13 protein-coding genes are annotated in these 16874 nt (G+C 60.1%); 6 read left to right on the forward strand and 7 right to left on the reverse strand.

The window, feature by feature from the left end:
- The 3 genes from NW838_RS13490 to NW838_RS13500 all read left to right on the forward strand — a co-directional run.
- Window positions 1-190 (forward strand): hypothetical protein (locus NW838_RS13490; RefSeq protein ID WP_414428204.1); only part of this gene is annotated, 190 nt, incomplete at its 5' end.
- 169 nt (window positions 191-359) lie between these two features.
- Window positions 360-2819 carry a phosphoenolpyruvate synthase gene (ppsA, locus tag NW838_RS13495; RefSeq protein ID WP_414356246.1) on the forward strand — a complete coding sequence of 820 codons (2460 nt, stop codon included), beginning with the start codon at window positions 360-362 and terminating at the stop codon, window positions 2817-2819.
- Window positions 2820-2900: 81 nt separating this feature from the next.
- Window positions 2901-4145, forward strand: coding sequence for a dihydrolipoamide acetyltransferase family protein (locus tag NW838_RS13500; RefSeq protein WP_414356248.1), 1245 nt, complete (start codon window positions 2901-2903; stop codon window positions 4143-4145).
- 17 nt (window positions 4146-4162) lie between these two features.
- On the opposite strand, the gene NW838_RS13505 is transcribed toward NW838_RS13500, so the two are convergent.
- Together NW838_RS13505 and lipA are read right to left on the reverse strand one after the other, a co-directional pair.
- Entirely contained in the window at window positions 4163-5302 is a 1140-nt protein-coding gene (locus NW838_RS13505) for a DUF389 domain-containing protein (protein WP_414356250.1), read from the reverse strand.
- 91 nt (window positions 5303-5393) lie between these two features.
- The gene (gene lipA / locus NW838_RS13510) at window positions 5394-6287 is read right to left on the reverse strand and encodes a lipoyl synthase (protein ID WP_414356252.1); all 894 of its coding nucleotides are present in this window, start codon (window positions 6285-6287) and stop codon (window positions 5394-5396) included.
- A 175-nt stretch (window positions 6288-6462) separates the two neighbouring features.
- Between lipA and tkt the strand changes: the two genes are divergently transcribed.
- Window positions 6463-8463 (forward strand): transketolase, encoded by a 2001-nt coding sequence (gene tkt / locus NW838_RS13515; protein WP_414428205.1) that lies wholly within the window; start codon window positions 6463-6465, stop codon window positions 8461-8463.
- 407 nt (window positions 8464-8870) lie between these two features.
- Here the strand turns inward: tkt and NW838_RS13520 are convergent, their stop codons facing one another.
- Entirely contained in the window at window positions 8871-9005 is a 135-nt protein-coding gene (locus NW838_RS13520; RefSeq protein WP_414351941.1) for a hypothetical protein, read from the reverse strand.
- Window positions 9006-9210: 205 nt separating this feature from the next.
- On the opposite strand from NW838_RS13520, the gene NW838_RS13525 reads away from it, so the two are divergent.
- Complete coding sequence (locus NW838_RS13525; protein ID WP_414356255.1) at window positions 9211-9669, forward strand: hypothetical protein; 459 nt, start codon at window positions 9211-9213, stop codon at window positions 9667-9669.
- Window positions 9670-10014: 345 nt separating this feature from the next.
- Window positions 10015-11064 carry a hypothetical protein gene (locus tag NW838_RS13530; protein WP_414351943.1) on the forward strand — a complete coding sequence of 350 codons (1050 nt, stop codon included), beginning with the start codon at window positions 10015-10017 and terminating at the stop codon, window positions 11062-11064.
- A gap of 81 nt (window positions 11065-11145) precedes the next feature.
- On the opposite strand, the gene NW838_RS13535 is transcribed toward NW838_RS13530, so the two are convergent.
- From NW838_RS13535 to infB, 4 genes are all read right to left on the reverse strand, one after another.
- Window positions 11146-11433 carry a hypothetical protein gene (locus tag NW838_RS13535; RefSeq protein ID WP_414356257.1) on the reverse strand — a complete coding sequence of 96 codons (288 nt, stop codon included), beginning with the start codon at window positions 11431-11433 and terminating at the stop codon, window positions 11146-11148.
- A gap of 27 nt (window positions 11434-11460) precedes the next feature.
- On the reverse strand, window positions 11461-12078 hold the full coding sequence (locus tag NW838_RS13540; RefSeq protein WP_414356259.1) for a hypothetical protein: 618 nt from the start codon (window positions 12076-12078) through the stop codon (window positions 11461-11463).
- A 21-nt stretch (window positions 12079-12099) separates the two neighbouring features.
- The gene (locus NW838_RS13545; protein WP_414356261.1) at window positions 12100-13929 is read right to left on the reverse strand and encodes a proline--tRNA ligase; all 1830 of its coding nucleotides are present in this window, start codon (window positions 13927-13929) and stop codon (window positions 12100-12102) included.
- A gap of 115 nt (window positions 13930-14044) precedes the next feature.
- A partial coding sequence (infB, locus tag NW838_RS13550) for a translation initiation factor IF-2 (RefSeq protein WP_414428206.1) occupies window positions 14045-16874 on the reverse strand: 2830 nt, incomplete at its 5' end.

Below are 16874 nucleotides of genomic sequence, written 5' to 3' on the forward strand. Positions count from 1 at the left end.
CCCTGTTGCGGAAACTGTCTTTTTTCATTGTGGCAGTTTGTTATTTTTGCTTGAAGTAAAAAAGGGCAAAGATTTGTGGCAACTTCGCCGAGGCAGCTTTCCCAGAATCCTGTTTGGTTCATCCCCTTTTGAGCCCTTTCTTCCCGATTTTCTGGGCATCGCAGCCGGAGAAAAAACCTCAGTAGAGTGAGAGTAAAGCCCATCGGGAGAAGCCGGGCCGACTTCTGGCCCAGAGGGAGTCTTTCTCTCGCACGCAATCGTCCTGAGGATGTCACCACAACATCGATTTCTCGATTGCAGATTGCAATGGGCTCAATCGTCCGAGGACAAGGGGTTCAATTCGCACAGGGAGGTGAGGCATGTCGGATAGAGCAACCGTGGGATCCCGGCCTCAACAAGACCCTCAGTTCTTGTCAGAGCTGCCTTTGGTCTTGCCACTGACGGAGGTGGGGCTGAGAGATATCGCCCAGGTGGGCGGGAAAAATGCCTCTCTGGGGGAGATGCTCCAACAGTTGGCTCCACAAGGGATCCAGGTGCCCACAGGATTTGCCACCACGGCCCATGCGTATCGCCAGTTCATCGCCTCTGCGGGTTTGGAGGAAAAGCTGCGCGAGATCTTTCGGGATCTCGACATTGAAGACGTGAACAACCTGCGCCATCGCGGCAAGGCTGCCCGCACCTTAATTCTGCAGACTCCCTTTCCCCCTCAGCTAGAGCAGGCCATCACGGAAGCCTACCAGAAGCTGTGCGAGCGCTACGGCCCCGACACCGATGTGGCAGTGCGCTCCAGCGCCACGGCAGAAGACTTGCCGGATGCCAGCTTTGCCGGCCAGCAGGAGACCTACCTGAACGTGCATGGGGTGCGGGCGGTGCTCAACGCCTGCCACCACTGTTTTGCCAGCCTGTTTACCGACCGGGCCATTTCCTACCGCCAAATCAAGGGCTTTGACCACTTTCAAGTGGCCCTTTCGGTGGGGGTGCAGAAGATGGTGCGCTCCGACCTGGCCTGTTCGGGGGTGATGTTCTCCATCGACCCGGAAACCGGCTTCAAAGACGCAGTGCTCATCACCGCCGCCTATGGTCTGGGGGAAAACGTGGTGCAAGGGATCGTCAACCCCGACGAATACGTGGTGTTCAAACCTACCCTCAAGCGGGGCCTGCGACCCCTTCTCTCCCGCAAGCTGGGCAGCAAAGCCCTGAAGCTCGTCTACGACGAGGGGGGATCCCGTTCCACCAAAAACGTGGCTGTCCCCGAAAGCCTGCGCAAGCAATATGCCCTCAGGGATGAGGAAATCCTCAAATTGGCCCAGTGGGCCTGCTTGATCGAGGAGCACTACTCGGCACAGCGGGGCCATTTCACGCCGATGGACATCGAGTGGGCCAAAGATGGCCTCACCGGGGAGCTGTTTATCGTGCAGGCCCGCCCCGAAACGGTGCAATCGCAAAAAGCGGCCAACCGGCTGACCACCTATCGCTTCACCCAGCCGGAAGTGCGGCCCGAACCTCTGGTGCGGGGGCGGGCGGTGGGCGAGGCCATCGGCCAGGGTACAGCCCGCCTTATCTTGGATGTGCGCCGCTCGGATCAGTTCCAAGCTGGAGAGGTGCTGGTGACCGAGAAGACGGATCCCGACTGGGAGCCCATCATGAAGAAAGCCAGCGCCATCGTCACCAACCAGGGGGGCAGAACCTGCCATGCGGCCATCATCGCCCGCGAGCTGGGGATCCCGGCCATTGTTGGCTGCGGCAACGCCACCCAGGTGCTCAGCTCCGGCCAGCCCATCACCATTTCCTGCGCTGAAGGGGAAGAAGGGCGGGTCTACCCGGGCCTGTTGCCCTATGAGGTGACGGAGATCCCGCTGGAGGAGCTGCCCCGTCCCCGCACCCAGCTGATGATGAATGTGGGCAACCCAGAAAAAGCCTTCGGCCTCAGCGGGATCCCTTGCGATGGGGTCGGGCTGGCGCGGCTGGAGTTCATCATCGCCAACCACATTCAAGTCCACCCGCTGGCTTTGCTCAACTATGAGCAGGCGGTGAAGGAGGAGCCTCGCCTGGCGGAGCTGACCGCCCAATATCCCGATAAGCCTGAATACTTTGTGGATAAGCTGGCCCAAGGGGTGAGCACCATCGCCGCCGCCTTCTATCCCAAGCCGGTGATCGTGCGGCTGTCGGATTTCAAAAGCAACGAATATGCCCACCTGCTGGGGGGATCCCGCTACGAGCCCCACGAGGAAAACCCCATGATTGGCTGGCGGGGGGCCTCCCGCTACACGGATCCCCGCTACCGTGAGGGCTTTGCCTTGGAGTGTCGGGCCATGAAACGGGTGCGGGATGAGATGGGCCTGACCAACGTGATCTTGATGATCCCCTTCTGCCGCACGCCGGAAGAGGGGCACAAGGTGCTGGAAGAGATGGCCCGCCATGGCCTGGTGCGGGGAGAAAACGGTCTGCAGGTGTACGTGATGTGTGAATTGCCCAGCAACGTCATCCTGGCCGACGCGTTTTGCCAGATCTTCGACGGCTTCTCCATCGGCTCCAACGACCTCACCCAGCTCACTCTGGGCCTGGATCGCGACTCAGCCCTGGTGGCCCACCTTTTTGACGAGCGCAACGAGGCCGTCAGGCGGATGATCGCCCAGGTGATCCAGACGGTGAAAAGCCATGGCCGCAAGATCGGCATCTGCGGGCAGGCCCCCAGCGACTACCCCGACTTCGCCCGCTTCCTGGTGCAGGCGGGGATCGATTCCATCAGCCTCAACCCCGATTCCCTGTTGAAAACCCTGCTGGTGGTGGCCGAAGCAGAAGCGGCTGGCACCCGGTGAGCCCAAAGCCGGCCCAGAGACGTGCGCGGGGATCCCGTCTCCTGAGTTACAATCTCTTCTGCTGTGTTCCCATCCCCATCGATGATCCACGAACTCTCCATGCCGGCCCTCAGCTCCACCATGGAAACGGGCAAGATCGTCACCTGGCTTAAGAACCCCGGCGACCGCGTGGAGAAAGGAGAAAACATCCTGGTGGTGGAGTCCGACAAAGCGGACATGGACGTGGAGTCCTTCCACAGCGGCATCCTGGCCAGCATCCTCATTCCGGCAGGAGCATCGGCCCCGGTGGGCGCGCCCATCGCCCTGATTGCCGAAAGCGAGGCAGAAGTGGCCCAGGCCCAGGAAAAAGCCAAGGCCCTCTCTGCCGGAGCTGCCCCTGTGGCACCCCCTCCCGCAGCTCCATCAGCCAGCCCTGCTCCTGCTCCCACCCCTGCCCCCCAAAATGGATCGGGATCCCAGCGGATCGTGGCTTCTCCACGGGCGAAAAAACTGGCGGAGAGCCTGGGGATCGATCTGCGCACCGTGCGCGGCTCTGGCCCCAATGGTCGCATCGTCGCTGAAGACGTGGAGCGAGCTGCGGCCCTTTCCGCTCCTGCAGTGGCTGCCCCCTCTGCTCCAGCCCCCGCGCCTCCAACTCCTGTGGCTGTCCCCTTGGGAGAGACAGTTCCCCTCAGCACCCTACAAGCGGCGGTGGTGCGCAACATGAACGCCAGCCTTGGCGTGCCGGTGTTCCACGTGGGCTACACTATCACCACCGATAGCCTGGATCACCTCTACCAACAGGTGAAGCCCAAAGGAGTCACCCTGACGGCCCTCTTGGTCAAAGCCGTGGCCATGACCCTGGAGAAGCACCCCCTTCTGAATGCCAGCTACACAGAAGGCGGGATCCACTACAAAGCCGATATCAACATCGCGGTGGCGGTGGCCATGGAGGATGGCGGGCTGATCACCCCTGTCCTAAAGCAAGCCAACCGGCTGGATCTGTATGAGATCTCCCGCCGCTGGAAGGATCTGGTGGAGCGGGCGCGGCGTAAGCAACTGCAGCCAGAGGAGTACACCAGCGGCACCTTCACCCTCTCCAACCTGGGCATGTTTGGGGTGGATCGCTTCGATGCCATTTTGCCGCCCAACCAGGGATCCATTTTGGCCATCGGCGCTTCTCGCCCCACGGTAGTAGCGACACCGGAAAAAGCGATTGCCATCCGCTCCCAGATGCAAGTGAACCTTACCTGTGATCACCGCGTCATCTACGGGGCTCATGCGGCGGCTTTCCTGCAGGATCTGGCCCAGTTGTTAGAACAAAATGTGGGATCCCTGACGTTGTAGCAAGCCCACCCGGCGATTCAGTAGGGGGTAATAATCCCCCTCGGTCGTGGGGAAAGAGTTGCCTCTGTAGGGTTAACCTCGGGATCCGACTCAGGCTCTTCTGGGGCAGGCATTTCTCGGCGCACCTCTTGGTCTTGTACCACCTGAAAAATCAGGGTAAAGGGGCGACCTACCTCCGCCGCCACAAATTCCTCCAGCAAAGTCACCTGCCTGGGGGTAACCGGCTCGTCTGCTCGTACCGACAGCACTACTTCTGGGGGATTGACCACCCAGTTAAACTCGCTGCGCAATAGGGTTACCCGTTGGAAGGTGATGGTTCTGTTTAGCAAGGCGGTTCGTAGCGCCCATTCCAACCGAGATTGATACAGCAGTTGAGTCATACTGGCTGCCAGCGGCACCAGCAACACCATCACCAAACCGAACATCCACACCAATCCAGAACGGGCCTTGTGCAAGGGGGCGTAGCCCATCAGCAAAAACGTAACCATGCAAGCCAGGGCAATCCCCAACAGGTTGGTGGAATAGAGCAGGGTTGCTCCTAGGCTGATCTCCCACTCGGCATGGGCCAGTCCCAAACCAATCACACACACCGGCAGCATTAAGGCCACAGCAATCGCAACCCCTGCCAAACTGTCGGCGATCTCTTTGCGCACCCTAGCAAAAGCGCCAATTCCCCCTGCTGCTAGCGCCACTCCCAAATCCAACAGGTTGGGTTGAGTGCGGGCCAAAATTTCGCTGCCCCAATTGGGAAGACCTACCCACCACCCCAGCAGGAAAGACACCCCCACCCCAATACCAGTTCCCACGGTCAAAGACAGGATGCCTGTACGAAACAAGACCACATTCCCATCTAAAGCCCCCATGGCCATGCCGCGAATCGGCAGCATCAAAGGAGCCACGATCATCGCCCCAATGATCACGGCCGGGCTATTGGCCAGTAACCCCAACGTGGCAATCACACAGGAGCCGAGCACCAACATCAAGTAGTTCAGGCTGAGGCGAGACTCCCGCATCAATCCCACCATCAACTCGGCATATTCTTCTGGAGTGACCAGTGGTGGCCGCCAGCGGAGAGGCTGTGGCCAACCCTGGGGTGAGGGAACCAAGCCGGTTTCTGAGCTGCTGCTAGTAGAAGGAGGGATCCTGTTCATATCCATGATTGGGTTCCCGGTCTTGGGTCTCCTTGGCGGTGTCAGGAACACACCAGCCTCGGGCTTTCAGCAGTCTAACTTGGTGGAGAGCCGCTACTCAGGATCCCCCTTTGGGAGAGTGGCGCATCAAATCTTGTACGGCCTCGGCATGGTAAGAGCTGCGGGTGAGAGGGGAGGACACCACCTGCAAAAAGCCCAGTTCCTCTCCCACCCGTCGCCAATGGTCGAACTCTTCGGGGGGAACGTAGCGCTCCACCGGCAGGTGTTTGGGGCTGGGCGCCAGGTATTGGCCGAGCGTGAGGATGTCACAACCCACCCGGCGCAGATCCCGCATCACCTGCAAGATCTCCTCGGCTGTCTCTCCCAGACCCAACATCACCCCCGACTTGGTGTACAGGCCGGGATCCCATTGCCGTGCCAACTCCAACAGTTTGAGGGAGCGCTCGTAGTTCCCTTGCGGGCGTACACGGCGATAGAGGCGGGGCACCGTTTCGGTATTGTGGTTGAGCACCGTCGGTCGGGCTGCCAGGATCTGCTGCAGCGCCTGCCAGTTACCGCACAGATCTGGGATCAGGACTTCGATGGTCGTCTGGGGCATGCGGCGGCGGATTTCCGCAATGCAGGCCACAAACTGGCTGGCTCCCCCATCGGGCAGGTCGTCCCGATTCACTGATGTAATTACCGCATGGCGCAATCCCAAGCGTTCCACTGCTTCTGCCACCCGCAGGGGTTCAGTGGCATCCAGGGGCAGAGGGCGTTTGGTGAAGTCGATATCGCAGTAGGGGCAGGCGCGGGTACAGGCCGGGCCCATGATCAAAAAGGTGGCGGTGCCGTTGGCAAAACACTCCCCCAGGTTGGGACAGGAAGCCTCTTCGCAAACCGTGTTCAGGCCCAAGTCCCGCAGCAGTTGCTGGACGGATCCCACCCGTTGAGGGGCCTTGGCCCGCAGCCAGGAGGGTTTGCCGCCAGGAGAAGAAGAAACAACGGTCAAAGAAGTGCTCCAGCACAAAACAGCAGCGACGGTATCACTCAGCTTAGCCTGCCATTTGGCCCCGTTGGAATTTGGACAAAGCCAATTTCCCGGCCCAATTGATCCCTGCCGCCTCGGAAGCACGACCCAAAACGCGGCATACTGGAAAGCAAATGTCGAGCGATAGGGATCCCACATGGTTGTTGCTGCTCCTCCCTCTCTGGAACAACTTGCCATCAACACGATTCGCTTTTTGGCGGTGGATGCTGTTCAGAAGGCCAACTCCGGCCACCCCGGCCTACCGATGGGAGCAGCACCCATGGCCTATGTGCTGTGGCAGCAGTTCATGAAGTTCAACCCCCGCAACCCCAAGTGGGTGGATCGGGATCGCTTTGTGCTCTCGGCGGGGCACGGCTGCATGCTGCAGTACGCGCTGCTGCACCTGACCGGCTTTGATGTGAGCCTAGAGGACATCAAGCAGTTTCGCCAGTGGGGATCCAAAACCCCCGGCCACCCGGAAAACTTTGAAACTCCGGGGGTAGAGGTCACCACCGGCCCGCTGGGGCAAGGGGTGGGTAACGCGGTTGGGCTGGCGATTGCCGAGGCCCATCTGGCCGCCCGCTTCAACAAGCCCGGCCACACCATTGTGGATCACTACACCTACGTGATCTTGGGGGATGGCTGCAACATGGAGGGGGTGGCTTCCGAAGCAGCTTCTTTGGCCGGCCACCTGCAACTGGGCAAGCTGATCATGCTCTACGACAGCAACCACATCTCCATCGACGGCAGCACAGAAATCGCCTTTACGGAAGATGTGGGCAAACGCTATGAAGCCTACGGCTGGCACGTGCAAAAGGTAGACGACGGCAACCACGACCTGAAGGGGATCGCCGAGGCCATCCAAAAAGCCAAGGAAGTCACCAACAAGCCTTCTTTGATCATTGTCGAGACCACCATCGGCTACGGATCCCCCAACAAGGCCGGCAGCGAGAGCGTCCATGGGGCACCCCTGGGGCCGGAAGAGGTGAAGCTCACCAAACAAAACCTGGGTTGGCCTCTGGAGCCGGAGTTTTACATTCCCGACGAGGTGCTGGCCCACTTCCGCCAGGCCATCGAAAAAGGGGCCAAGGCCGAGGCCGAGTGGAACGAGCGCTTCGCCGCCTACGAGAAGGCTTACCCCGAAGAGGCCGCCGAGTTCAAGCGCATCATGGCCGGGGAGCTGCCGGTGGGCTGGAAAGAAGCGCTGGCCCCCATTGCCGAAACCGGCAGAGAATCCACCCGCAACCTCTCCAAGTTTTGTCTGAATGCCTTGGCCAAAGCGGTGCCGGAACTGCTGGGGGGATCCGCAGATCTCGCCCACTCCAACATGACCTATTTAAAAGGGATCCCAGAGTTTCAGGCCGGATCTTACGAGGGGCGCAACTTCCGCTTTGGGGTGCGGGAACACGGCATGGGAGCCATCGCCAACGGCATGGCGCTTCATGGAGGTCTCATCCCTTACGACGCCACCTTTTTGATCTTCACCGACTACATGCGGCCTGCCATCCGCCTATCGGCCCTCTCGCAGGTGCGGGTGCTGCACGTCATGACCCACGACTCCGTCGCCTTGGGGGAAGATGGCCCCACTCACCAGCCGGTGGAAACTTTGGCCTCCCTGCGGGCCATTCCCAATCTCTATGTGCTGCGCCCGGCAGATGCCCGCGAAACGGTGGGATCCTACCAGGTGGCCCTAGAAGCCAAGACCACCCCTTCTGTGCTGGTGTTTACCCGGCAAGCCGTCAACCCGGTGGAGGGCACCTCTGTTGAAGGCGTAGCCAAAGGGGCCTATGTGGTGGTGGATGCCCCCAATCCAGAGCTGATCTTGATCGCCACCGGCTCTGAACTGGAGCTGGCGGTGAAAGCTGCAGCCCAACTGAAGCAGGAAGGCCGGGCCGTGCGGGTGGTCTCTATGCCCTGTATGGAGCTGTTTGAGGCCCAGCCCCAGAGCTACCGAGACTCGGTTCTGCCCCCCAACGTCACCAAGCGCGTCTCCGTCGAGGCAGGCTGCACCTTCGGCTGGCACAAGTACCTGGGGTTTGAGGGGGTGGCCATTGGCATCGATCGCTTTGGCGCTTCCGCCCCCGGCCCGGTGTGTATGGAGAAGTTCGGCTTCACGGTGGAAAACGTGGTCAACACTGCCCGCCGGCTGCTGGGCTGAGGGCACTTTACCCCTTCCTCGGCGCTTTCAAGGGGCTCAGCAGGGATCCCTTCTCTGCTGGGCTTTTTTCCCTGTTGAGCCTGCTGCCCAGCGGCGTGACCCGGACAGGCGTAGCGAACCTCGCATCAACCAATCAGCAGGACTTCCAAAGCATCCGGATCTGCTTCTTTCTGTAGGGCAGCCATGGCGGAGAACGCAGTCGAGGGCGGCTTCCTGCCCCGCAGACAACACCTTTGCCTTGAGGACATCTTCAACCATGGCGGGGATGATCCTTGAAGGCAAGTTGGAAGTCGAGCAGGCTGCCACCATCGCCTTGAAATCGCCTTGAAGAAGAAACTTTGGCTTCCGCCGCCGTGCTGAGGTGCTTGTGCCGGCTGCAGACACAAACAGCTTTGCCTACTGTTTGCCTACTGTAGGAACCCCGCCAGTAAAATCACCGCGGCTCCCACGGCAGCCAAAATCGTCAGCGCCCGGCCCGCGTCGGCACTGCCCTTCCACGAGAAGTTTTTCTCCGACTTTTTCGGTTCTGCTGGCATGGCCATGCCTCCCTTTGCATTGCCAACTCTAACTTAACTTCCCCCCCACGGGATCTTAGCTGGTTGGGGCATACCCTGGAAAAAACAGCAGCCATCTGGCCCGGCCAGCCGTTTTTGGGAACAATACAAGCAGGCAAGGGATCCAACTCCCACCAGTCTGGAAGCACATCCTGAGGCGAAAGCCATGAGCTATGCAGAACGGAGCAAAAGAATGGTTTTGACGTTGGCGACTCTGCTGGGCGGCTGGGTTGGCGGAGGGTTGTTGCAGGGATCCCTCTGGGTTGCCGCTCAGCCTACCTTTCAGACAGTGCCGTTGCCGCGCTTACCGGTGGGTGTCGATCAATTGGTTTTTGATCGCCCAGTGGCCCGCTTTAACCCCAACCTACCTGCCGAGCTGGTGATCCGCAATCGCACAGGTCTGCCTTTGGAATACGGCTTTACCGATCCCCGTCAGAAGGTCTCGGAACTGCCTGCCGGCGAAACGTTGCGCCTGAGCAACCTGCTGATCCCCAACTGCATGGCCATCAACACGCCGATGTTGGCTCCTGTGGGCTACCAGGTGAGCGTGGATCCCTTGAATGTGATCACCGTAGAGGTGCGGCTGGTCAACGATGTCTCCGGCGATCATTGCCTCGATCTGCAAGAGACAGGGGCTATTTTTGTGAATTGATATCAATAAACTGACATAAATCGATCGGCGATCGGCGGTCACGACACAAGTTAGTTGATCAAAGGGATCCCTTACATCCTCACCTACAGTCATCTTCTGGCCTTTGCCAGGATGGACATGGGATCCCACACGGTAGATGGCAGTTGACTTTGCCCGGTTTTGACGCTGGGATTGAGTCTATTGGAGAGCCGATCAGAGGTTTAGGCGTATCGACAGGGGCCATCCCCTGTGACAGGATTCGAACAGGATATCGAGGCCGATGTTCTGCCGGACTCTGTTTAGCCTTTCTCTGGGCTTGTTGCCTGTGTAGTCTGTCTGTACTCTATCTTTTTCTTGGATGGTCTCATGAGCGATAACTTGTATTCCTGGTTTCCCCGGGCCTTGGTGATCGGTGCTGCGGTTGTGGGGTTGTCGAGCTTGCCTGCAAGGGCTCAGCAAATTACGGATCCCAGCCCAGCTCAAGCGGCCACCAATGTTGAACCTACCTCCCCAATCTCGGCTTCTTTCCGCAGCCAAGATGGCGTCAGCGTGCGCCCGGAAACGGTGAGGGTTTTTGTGGATGGTCAAGATGTCACGTCCCAGTCGGTGATCACCCGAGATTTCTTCACCTATCGCCCTGCCCAACCTCTGCCGCCGGGGCGTCGGGAAGTCTTGCTGGAGTTCACCAATACCCAGGGGGTGACCCGCCGCGTGACCTGGAGCTTCACCGTGGGTAGCCCTGTCCGCGCTTCCATCGACCTGGTGGATCACAATGCCGGCAGTCGCCCCTTGGCAGCCGGGGAAATCCTGCTGGTTACCGTCAAAGGCACTCCTTCCAGCCGGGTAACGGTTTACCTCATCCAGGATGGACGGCAAGTGCAAACCTTGCCGGCTCAGGAAGTCTCCAGCGGCACCTATGTAGTGAACGCCCTAATCGAGGCGAAAGATACCACCCGGGAAGGGATCGTCGTCGCCCGCCTGGAAAATGGCGGCCAAGTGCGCTTCATGACCGCCGAACAACCGGCCCGCCTGATCGAAGGGGCCACCGGGGGCATCCAGCGGCTGACCACCCAAGAGGTTTCCGCCACGGTCAGCGCCCCCAGCCCCCTCTTGCCTCAGATCACCAACCTGCGGGATGGGGATCGGGTTTCCGGCTCTTCGTTTACGCTGCAGGGCACTACAGCTCCCAATGCTTCGGTGCGGGTGAATGTAACGGCTTCTACTTCTCTGGGCGGCATCATCAGCGCCCAACAGACCGTGACCAACCAAACGGTGCAGGCAGATGCCCAGGGCCGTTTCACAATCACCGTTCGACCTCCCATTCCGGCCTCTGGCACGGTGTATCAGGTGAATCTCACGGCCACTTCCGGCAACCAAACCAGCCCAACGGTAACCCTGCGCCTTACCCAGCAGTAGGGGTTCAAGGGATCCCAATCCATCCCGGTAGCCTTCCCCCCACCCATCAAGGGATCTGGGCAGCCTTCCATGTCCAGCAGTTCAGACTTCCCTCTCTCCCCTGGGAGAAGGGCTGGGGGTGAAGGCTCTATCATCTTCAATTCCCAGGGATCCCTTGCCGGCTGGCAGGGGAGTTTTTGAGAGAGGAGACTGTAGTTGCCAGCGCCACAGGATCCCGGCCATGATCAAGGTGGGCAAAACGATCATCACGACCACCACTGGCATTTGCTCCGGCAAGGCCAAGTAAGGGCCACCATACTTGATGGCTGTGCTGATCCCGGCAGCAGCCAGCATCAATTTTAGGGCAAACCAGACTGTTTTTCGATCCATGACTTACTTTTAATTCACGCTTTTAATTCACGATTGGCTAGGGTTGCTGACCATGGCAGTGAGAATGCCGGCAATGGTTTCTAGCTCCTCAGGTACCCGATACAGCGTTAAGTCTTGTTTGATCACCTGCTGATCGGCAAGAATTTGTCCGAACTGCCAGATAGACCCCATCGTCACTGCACCGTAGATCTGAGCCTGCTGCTCCACCTGCGCCAGGGCAATCATTTCTACAGCCATTTGCACAAAGGCTCGCGTTAGATCGTCCTTTTTGGCTTCAACCACCAGCAGGATGTTCTTCCCTCGCAACAGATAATCGAGGCTGCCCTTCAACCAATTGTTGACCATCAGGGGATACTCCAGCCGCAAAGGAACTCGACAATGGAGAGCCACTTCGGTCAGCACAGGAGCCACCAGCAATTCCCGCCGCGCTGTTTCGCTGGTGAGGCTAACCAAAGGTAACAATTGTCGGATCCGATCTTTCAAAACTGGGGTTTGCGGCGGCGCAGGGGCAACAGGCCATGTCCACTCCCCAATTTCCAGTTGATAGCCGAACTGAGCCAAGATTTCATCCGGCTCGTAGGGCATCTCAAAATAAGAGCGAAAAGTATAGGATTCGTCTTCTTTAAGAATGGAGATGTTCAGCATCGGGTTCAGGAGAAGCCACGCTCAGTCCGGCACAGCTAGGGCTGCTTCAATCCGCTCTTTCAGGGTAGTCACCACTTCTTCAATGGGAATTTCCGTGGCTTGGCCGCTGGCCCGCTCGCTGAGTTCCACCTTGCCCTGTTTGAGGCTGCGCCCTGTGGTGATGCGGTAAGGGATCCCGATCAGATCCGCATCTTTGAATTTCACCCCGGCCCGCTCGTCCCGGTCATCCCAGAGGGTCTCGATGCCGGCAGTAGCGAGATCCTGCACCAGTTTCTCTGCCACGCTCATCTGCTCGGGGTCGGAGATGTTGGGCACCACCACCACCACATGATAGGGGGCAATGGCCACCGGCCAGATGATGCCATTGGCATCGTGGGATTGCTCCACCGCCGCCTGGGCCAAGCGCGATACTCCAATGCCATAACAGCCCATCCACAGGGGCTGCTCGGATCCCTGCTCGTCGGTAAAAGTGGCCCGCATCGGCAGTGAGAACTTGAGACCCAACTGGAAGATATGGCCGATCTCGATGCCACGAGCCGTTTCCAGAATCTGGTCGGGGTTGAGTACAGAACGATCCCCCGCTTGCGCTTTGCGCACATCCACCACTTCCGGCAGGGGATATTGCTCGCCCCAGTTGGCCCCCACCACGTGCCGCCCCACGTGGTTGCTGCCGGTTACAAAGTTCTGCAGCAGAGCTGCCGTCTGGTCGGCCAAGCGCAGGATCTGGGGGGCAAGGTTTTTCTGCGGGCCCAAACAGCTATCCGGCAAATCAGGAGCAATGTAGCCCACCGGGATGGGATCCCCCTGCCAACTGTTTTGGATCTCGGCATCCGCCAAGGTGAGCTTGAGCAGCTTGTTGGCTTGGTAGCGCTCTGCCAAGCGGCTGAGGTGGTTGGCCAGTTTGACCTCGTTGACTTCTTGATCCCCACGGATGCTCAGTAGCACTGCCACCCGCAGGCCGTTGTCGTAAAGGGCTTGGTAGAGGACGTTTTTGACGATAAGGGTGGGGGAAATCTTCAGGAAATCGGCGAGCTTGTCAATGGTCTCCGTCCCCGGTGTATCCAACACCTGAAAAGATCCGTAGGGAGAATCTGCAGCCTGCGGCGGGATGGAGACAGCCTTTTCCACATTGGCAGCATAGGAGCCATCGGGCGTGTAGAGGATCTCATCTTCTCCCGCAGAGGCCAGCACCATAAACTCCTGCGAGGCCGCCGATGGCCCCCCGATCGCCCCGGCATCAGCATCCACCACGCGAAACTCCAGCCCACAGCGCCTGAGGATGCGGCTATAGGCTCGGTACATATCCTGGTAGGTCTGGCGCAGGCTTTCCTCGTTGGCATGGAAGGAGTAGGCGTCTTTCATGATGAACTCCCGCCCTCGCATCAGGCCAAAGCGGGGTCGAATCTCATCCCGGAACTTGGTCTGGATCTGGTAGAGCGTCTGCGGCAACTGGCGATAGGAGCGGATGAGATCCCGGGCCAGCAAGGTGATCACCTCCTCATGGGTGGGGCCTAGGGCCTGCTCACGTCCCTGGCGATCCTTAAGGGCAAACATGATCCCTTCCGCCTGGGTGTACACATCCCATCGCCCCGATTCCCGCCAGATCTCCGCCGGCTGCAACTGGGGCAAAAGACACTCCTGAGCGCCGATGGCGTTCATCTCCTCCCGGACAATCTCCGAGATCTTTTGCAGCACCCGCCAGAGGAGCGGCAGATAGGTGTAGATCCCTGGGGAGAGCCGCCGGATAAAGCAGCCCCGCAGCAGCAATTTGTGGCTGGGCAGCTCGGCCTCAACGGGATCCTCCCGCAGCGTGACAAACAGCATCTGGCTCAGTCTCTGGCTTTGTTGCATCCCTTCCCTCCCTCTGAGGACTCCTCCCGCTCGCACGATCAGCTCAAACTTTCCCGCCCTGTTTGGGATCCCCTGCCCGAGAACGCAGGCCGACCTAGAGTCGCTTGGGGTGAAGCTAGGCGGGAGTGAGCGTCCGCCGCTTGGTGACCATCTGGTACACCTCGATGATGTCGCCTTCCTGCCAGGATTGGAACTTGTCGATGCCGATCCCACACTCGAAGCCCGCAGCCACTTCCCGCACATCGTCCTTGAAGCGCTTCAGGGAGTCTAGACGTCCCTCGTAAACTACCTCCCCTCTGCGGCGAACTCGCACCAGAGCATTGCGCTGCACCTTGCCCGAGAGCACATAGCTGCCGGCAACCGCACCGCGCCCGATGGGGATCACCATGCGCACCTCCGCCTGACCCAGCGGCTCCTCTACTTCTTCCGGCTCCAGCAGGCCCTCCATGGCCGCCCGCAGATCGTCCAGCAGGTTGTAGATGATGTCGTACTCCCGCACGTCCACGCCCTTGTCATCGGCAGCCTGACGGGCGCCGGGGGCCAGGGTAGTGTTGAAACCGAGGATGATGGCGTCGCTGGCCGCAGCCAAATCCACATCGGTTTCCGTGATCTCGCCAGGGGCCGCCAGCAGAACCCGCAACTGGACTTCCTCTTGGGGCAAGTCCCGCAACGCTGTCTGGATGGCTTCGGCGGATCCCTGGACATCCGTCTTGATGATCAAGTTCAACTCCTTGAGCTGACCTTCTTGGGCTTTGGCGGAAACGCTACCCAAGCTCACGCGACGAGACAGCAGCGCCTGTTGTAGACGGGTTTGCCGCAGCACCTCCGCCCGCTCTTGGGCAATGCGACGGGCCTCTTTTTCGTCGGTGTAAACCTGAAACTCATCCCCGGCTGCCGGGACTTCATCCAAGCCCAGCAGTTGTACCGCCGAAGAGGGCCCGGCTTCTTGCAACCGCTGGCCGCGATCGTCCATCATCGCTTTGACCCGGCCCAGCACTGCGCCGGCCACCAGGGTATCCCCCACCCGCAGGGTGCCGTTTTGCACCAACAAAGTGGCCACTGGCCCGCGGGCTTTGTCCAAGTGGGCCTCGATCACCGTGCCACGGGCGGGACGGTTGGGATTGGCCTGCAGCTCGGCCACATCGGCCACCAATAGGATCATCTCCAGCAGAGCATCCAGGTTACAGCGGGTGAGAGCGCTCACCTCCACCATGGGCGTGTCGCCACCCCACTCCTCTGGCAATAGGCCGTGCTCCGCCAACTGCTGCTTGATGCGCTCTGGCTGGCTGCCGGGCTTGTCGATCTTGTTGATGGCCACGATGATCGGCACCTGAGCCGCCCGCGCATGGCTGATCGCTTCCAGAGTTTGCGGTTGTACCCCATCGTCGGCGGCCACCACCAAAACCGCAATGTCGGTGACGCGGGCTCCTCGGGCACGCATGGCGGTAAAAGCCTGGTGGCCGGGAGTATCCAGGAAAACAATGCGCCGCTTCTGGCCTTCAAAGTCCACATCCACATGGTAGGCACCGATGCGCTGGGTGATCCCGCCAGCCTCTCCCTGGGCCACTTTGGTGTCGCGGATGGCATCGAGGAGGGTGGTTTTGCCGTGATCCACATGGCCCATGATGGTCACCACCGGCGGACGCGAGACCAGATGGTCGATGTCCTCCACATCCAGCATTTCGGTTTTTTTGGCCTCGGGTTCTGCCTCGGGTCGGCGAATCTCATAGCCCAACTCTTTGGCCACCGACTCGGCCAGCGACTCATCCAAGACCTGGTTGATGGTCACCATCACCCCCTTGAAAAAGAGGGTTTTGATGATCTCAGTTTCGGCCACGCGCAGGCGATGGGCCAATTCCTGAACGGTGAGGCTGCCATCCAAGAGCAACACCTTCTCTTCGGGCAAGGGCTCTGTCCCGCTGGCGCGATCGGCAGCACCAGCTTCAGCGGAGGTGGGTTGCTGCTGCGAACGAGCAGCAGGGCGGGGGCGGGCGGTGGGAGCAGCCGTTGCCACGGGTGGGCGATAGGAAGGAGGCTTGGCGGTGGGGCGAGCCAAGGGCTTGAGGGTGTTCAGCTCAGCCTGCTTGACCGCTGAAATGATGGTCATGGGATCCAAATCCAAACCATCTCCATCTCCTTCCCCCCGTCTCCGACTGCGTTTGCGTTTGGCTTGGACGCGGGCAGCCCGCCGACTGAGAGCTTGTAGCTCGTCGTCCTCTTCTTCTTCCGTTTTGCGCTTGACCTTGGGTGGGGTAGGTCTTACGGGAGCCTCCGCCAACACTGGGCTGGGACGTTCCCCAGGGATTCTTTCTGGCAAGGGAGAGGCAGCATCTGGGTCAGGGGGAGCCGGCTTGGCCACAGGACGGGTAGGGGGCCCCACCAATTCCATCCGCCGCTGCGGACGAGGAGCTTCACCGACTTTGCTGCTGCTGACACTGTCTTCTTTGGTTGCCGGGGAGCGCGTGCCAGGGCGAACGGGTGCGCTCACCAGTTGTGGACGGGGGCGCTGCGCAGGTGGAGGAGAAGGAGCTTTTTCTTCCGCAGGCTGAGGAACGCGGGCGTGGCTGGGGGATGGTGCTTCTGAGGTGCTGGGGCGACTGGGCTCGGGAGCTTTTTGCGGCGGTTCAGGCCGCTCTGCCGGCGGTTTTGTCCCGGAGGTAGCTCGTTGAGGGGGCGAGAGTACGATTGGGCGCTTGGCCACAGGACTGGGCTCCGAGCCGCTGGCTTTGGCCGCGGCAGACTCAGAGGGAGTGGGAGGGGTTGCCGGTTGAGAAACAGTCTCCGGCTTTTGGGTGGCCTCAGACGAGCGGACAGGAGGGCTAACTTGCCGCCGCGGCGGGCCTATGAGCTGAGCACCACCGCTGGCAGATCCTTTTTCGGGGGAGACTCGCTCAGGTCGAGATGGCGAGGGCTTGGCAGCCGGCGGAGTTTCAGCCGTCTTGGCC

Origin of the sequence: Synechococcus sp. R55.2, from assembly GCF_047462075.1 — a bacterium.
GTDB lineage: Bacteria > Cyanobacteriota > Cyanobacteriia > Thermostichales > Thermostichaceae > Thermostichus.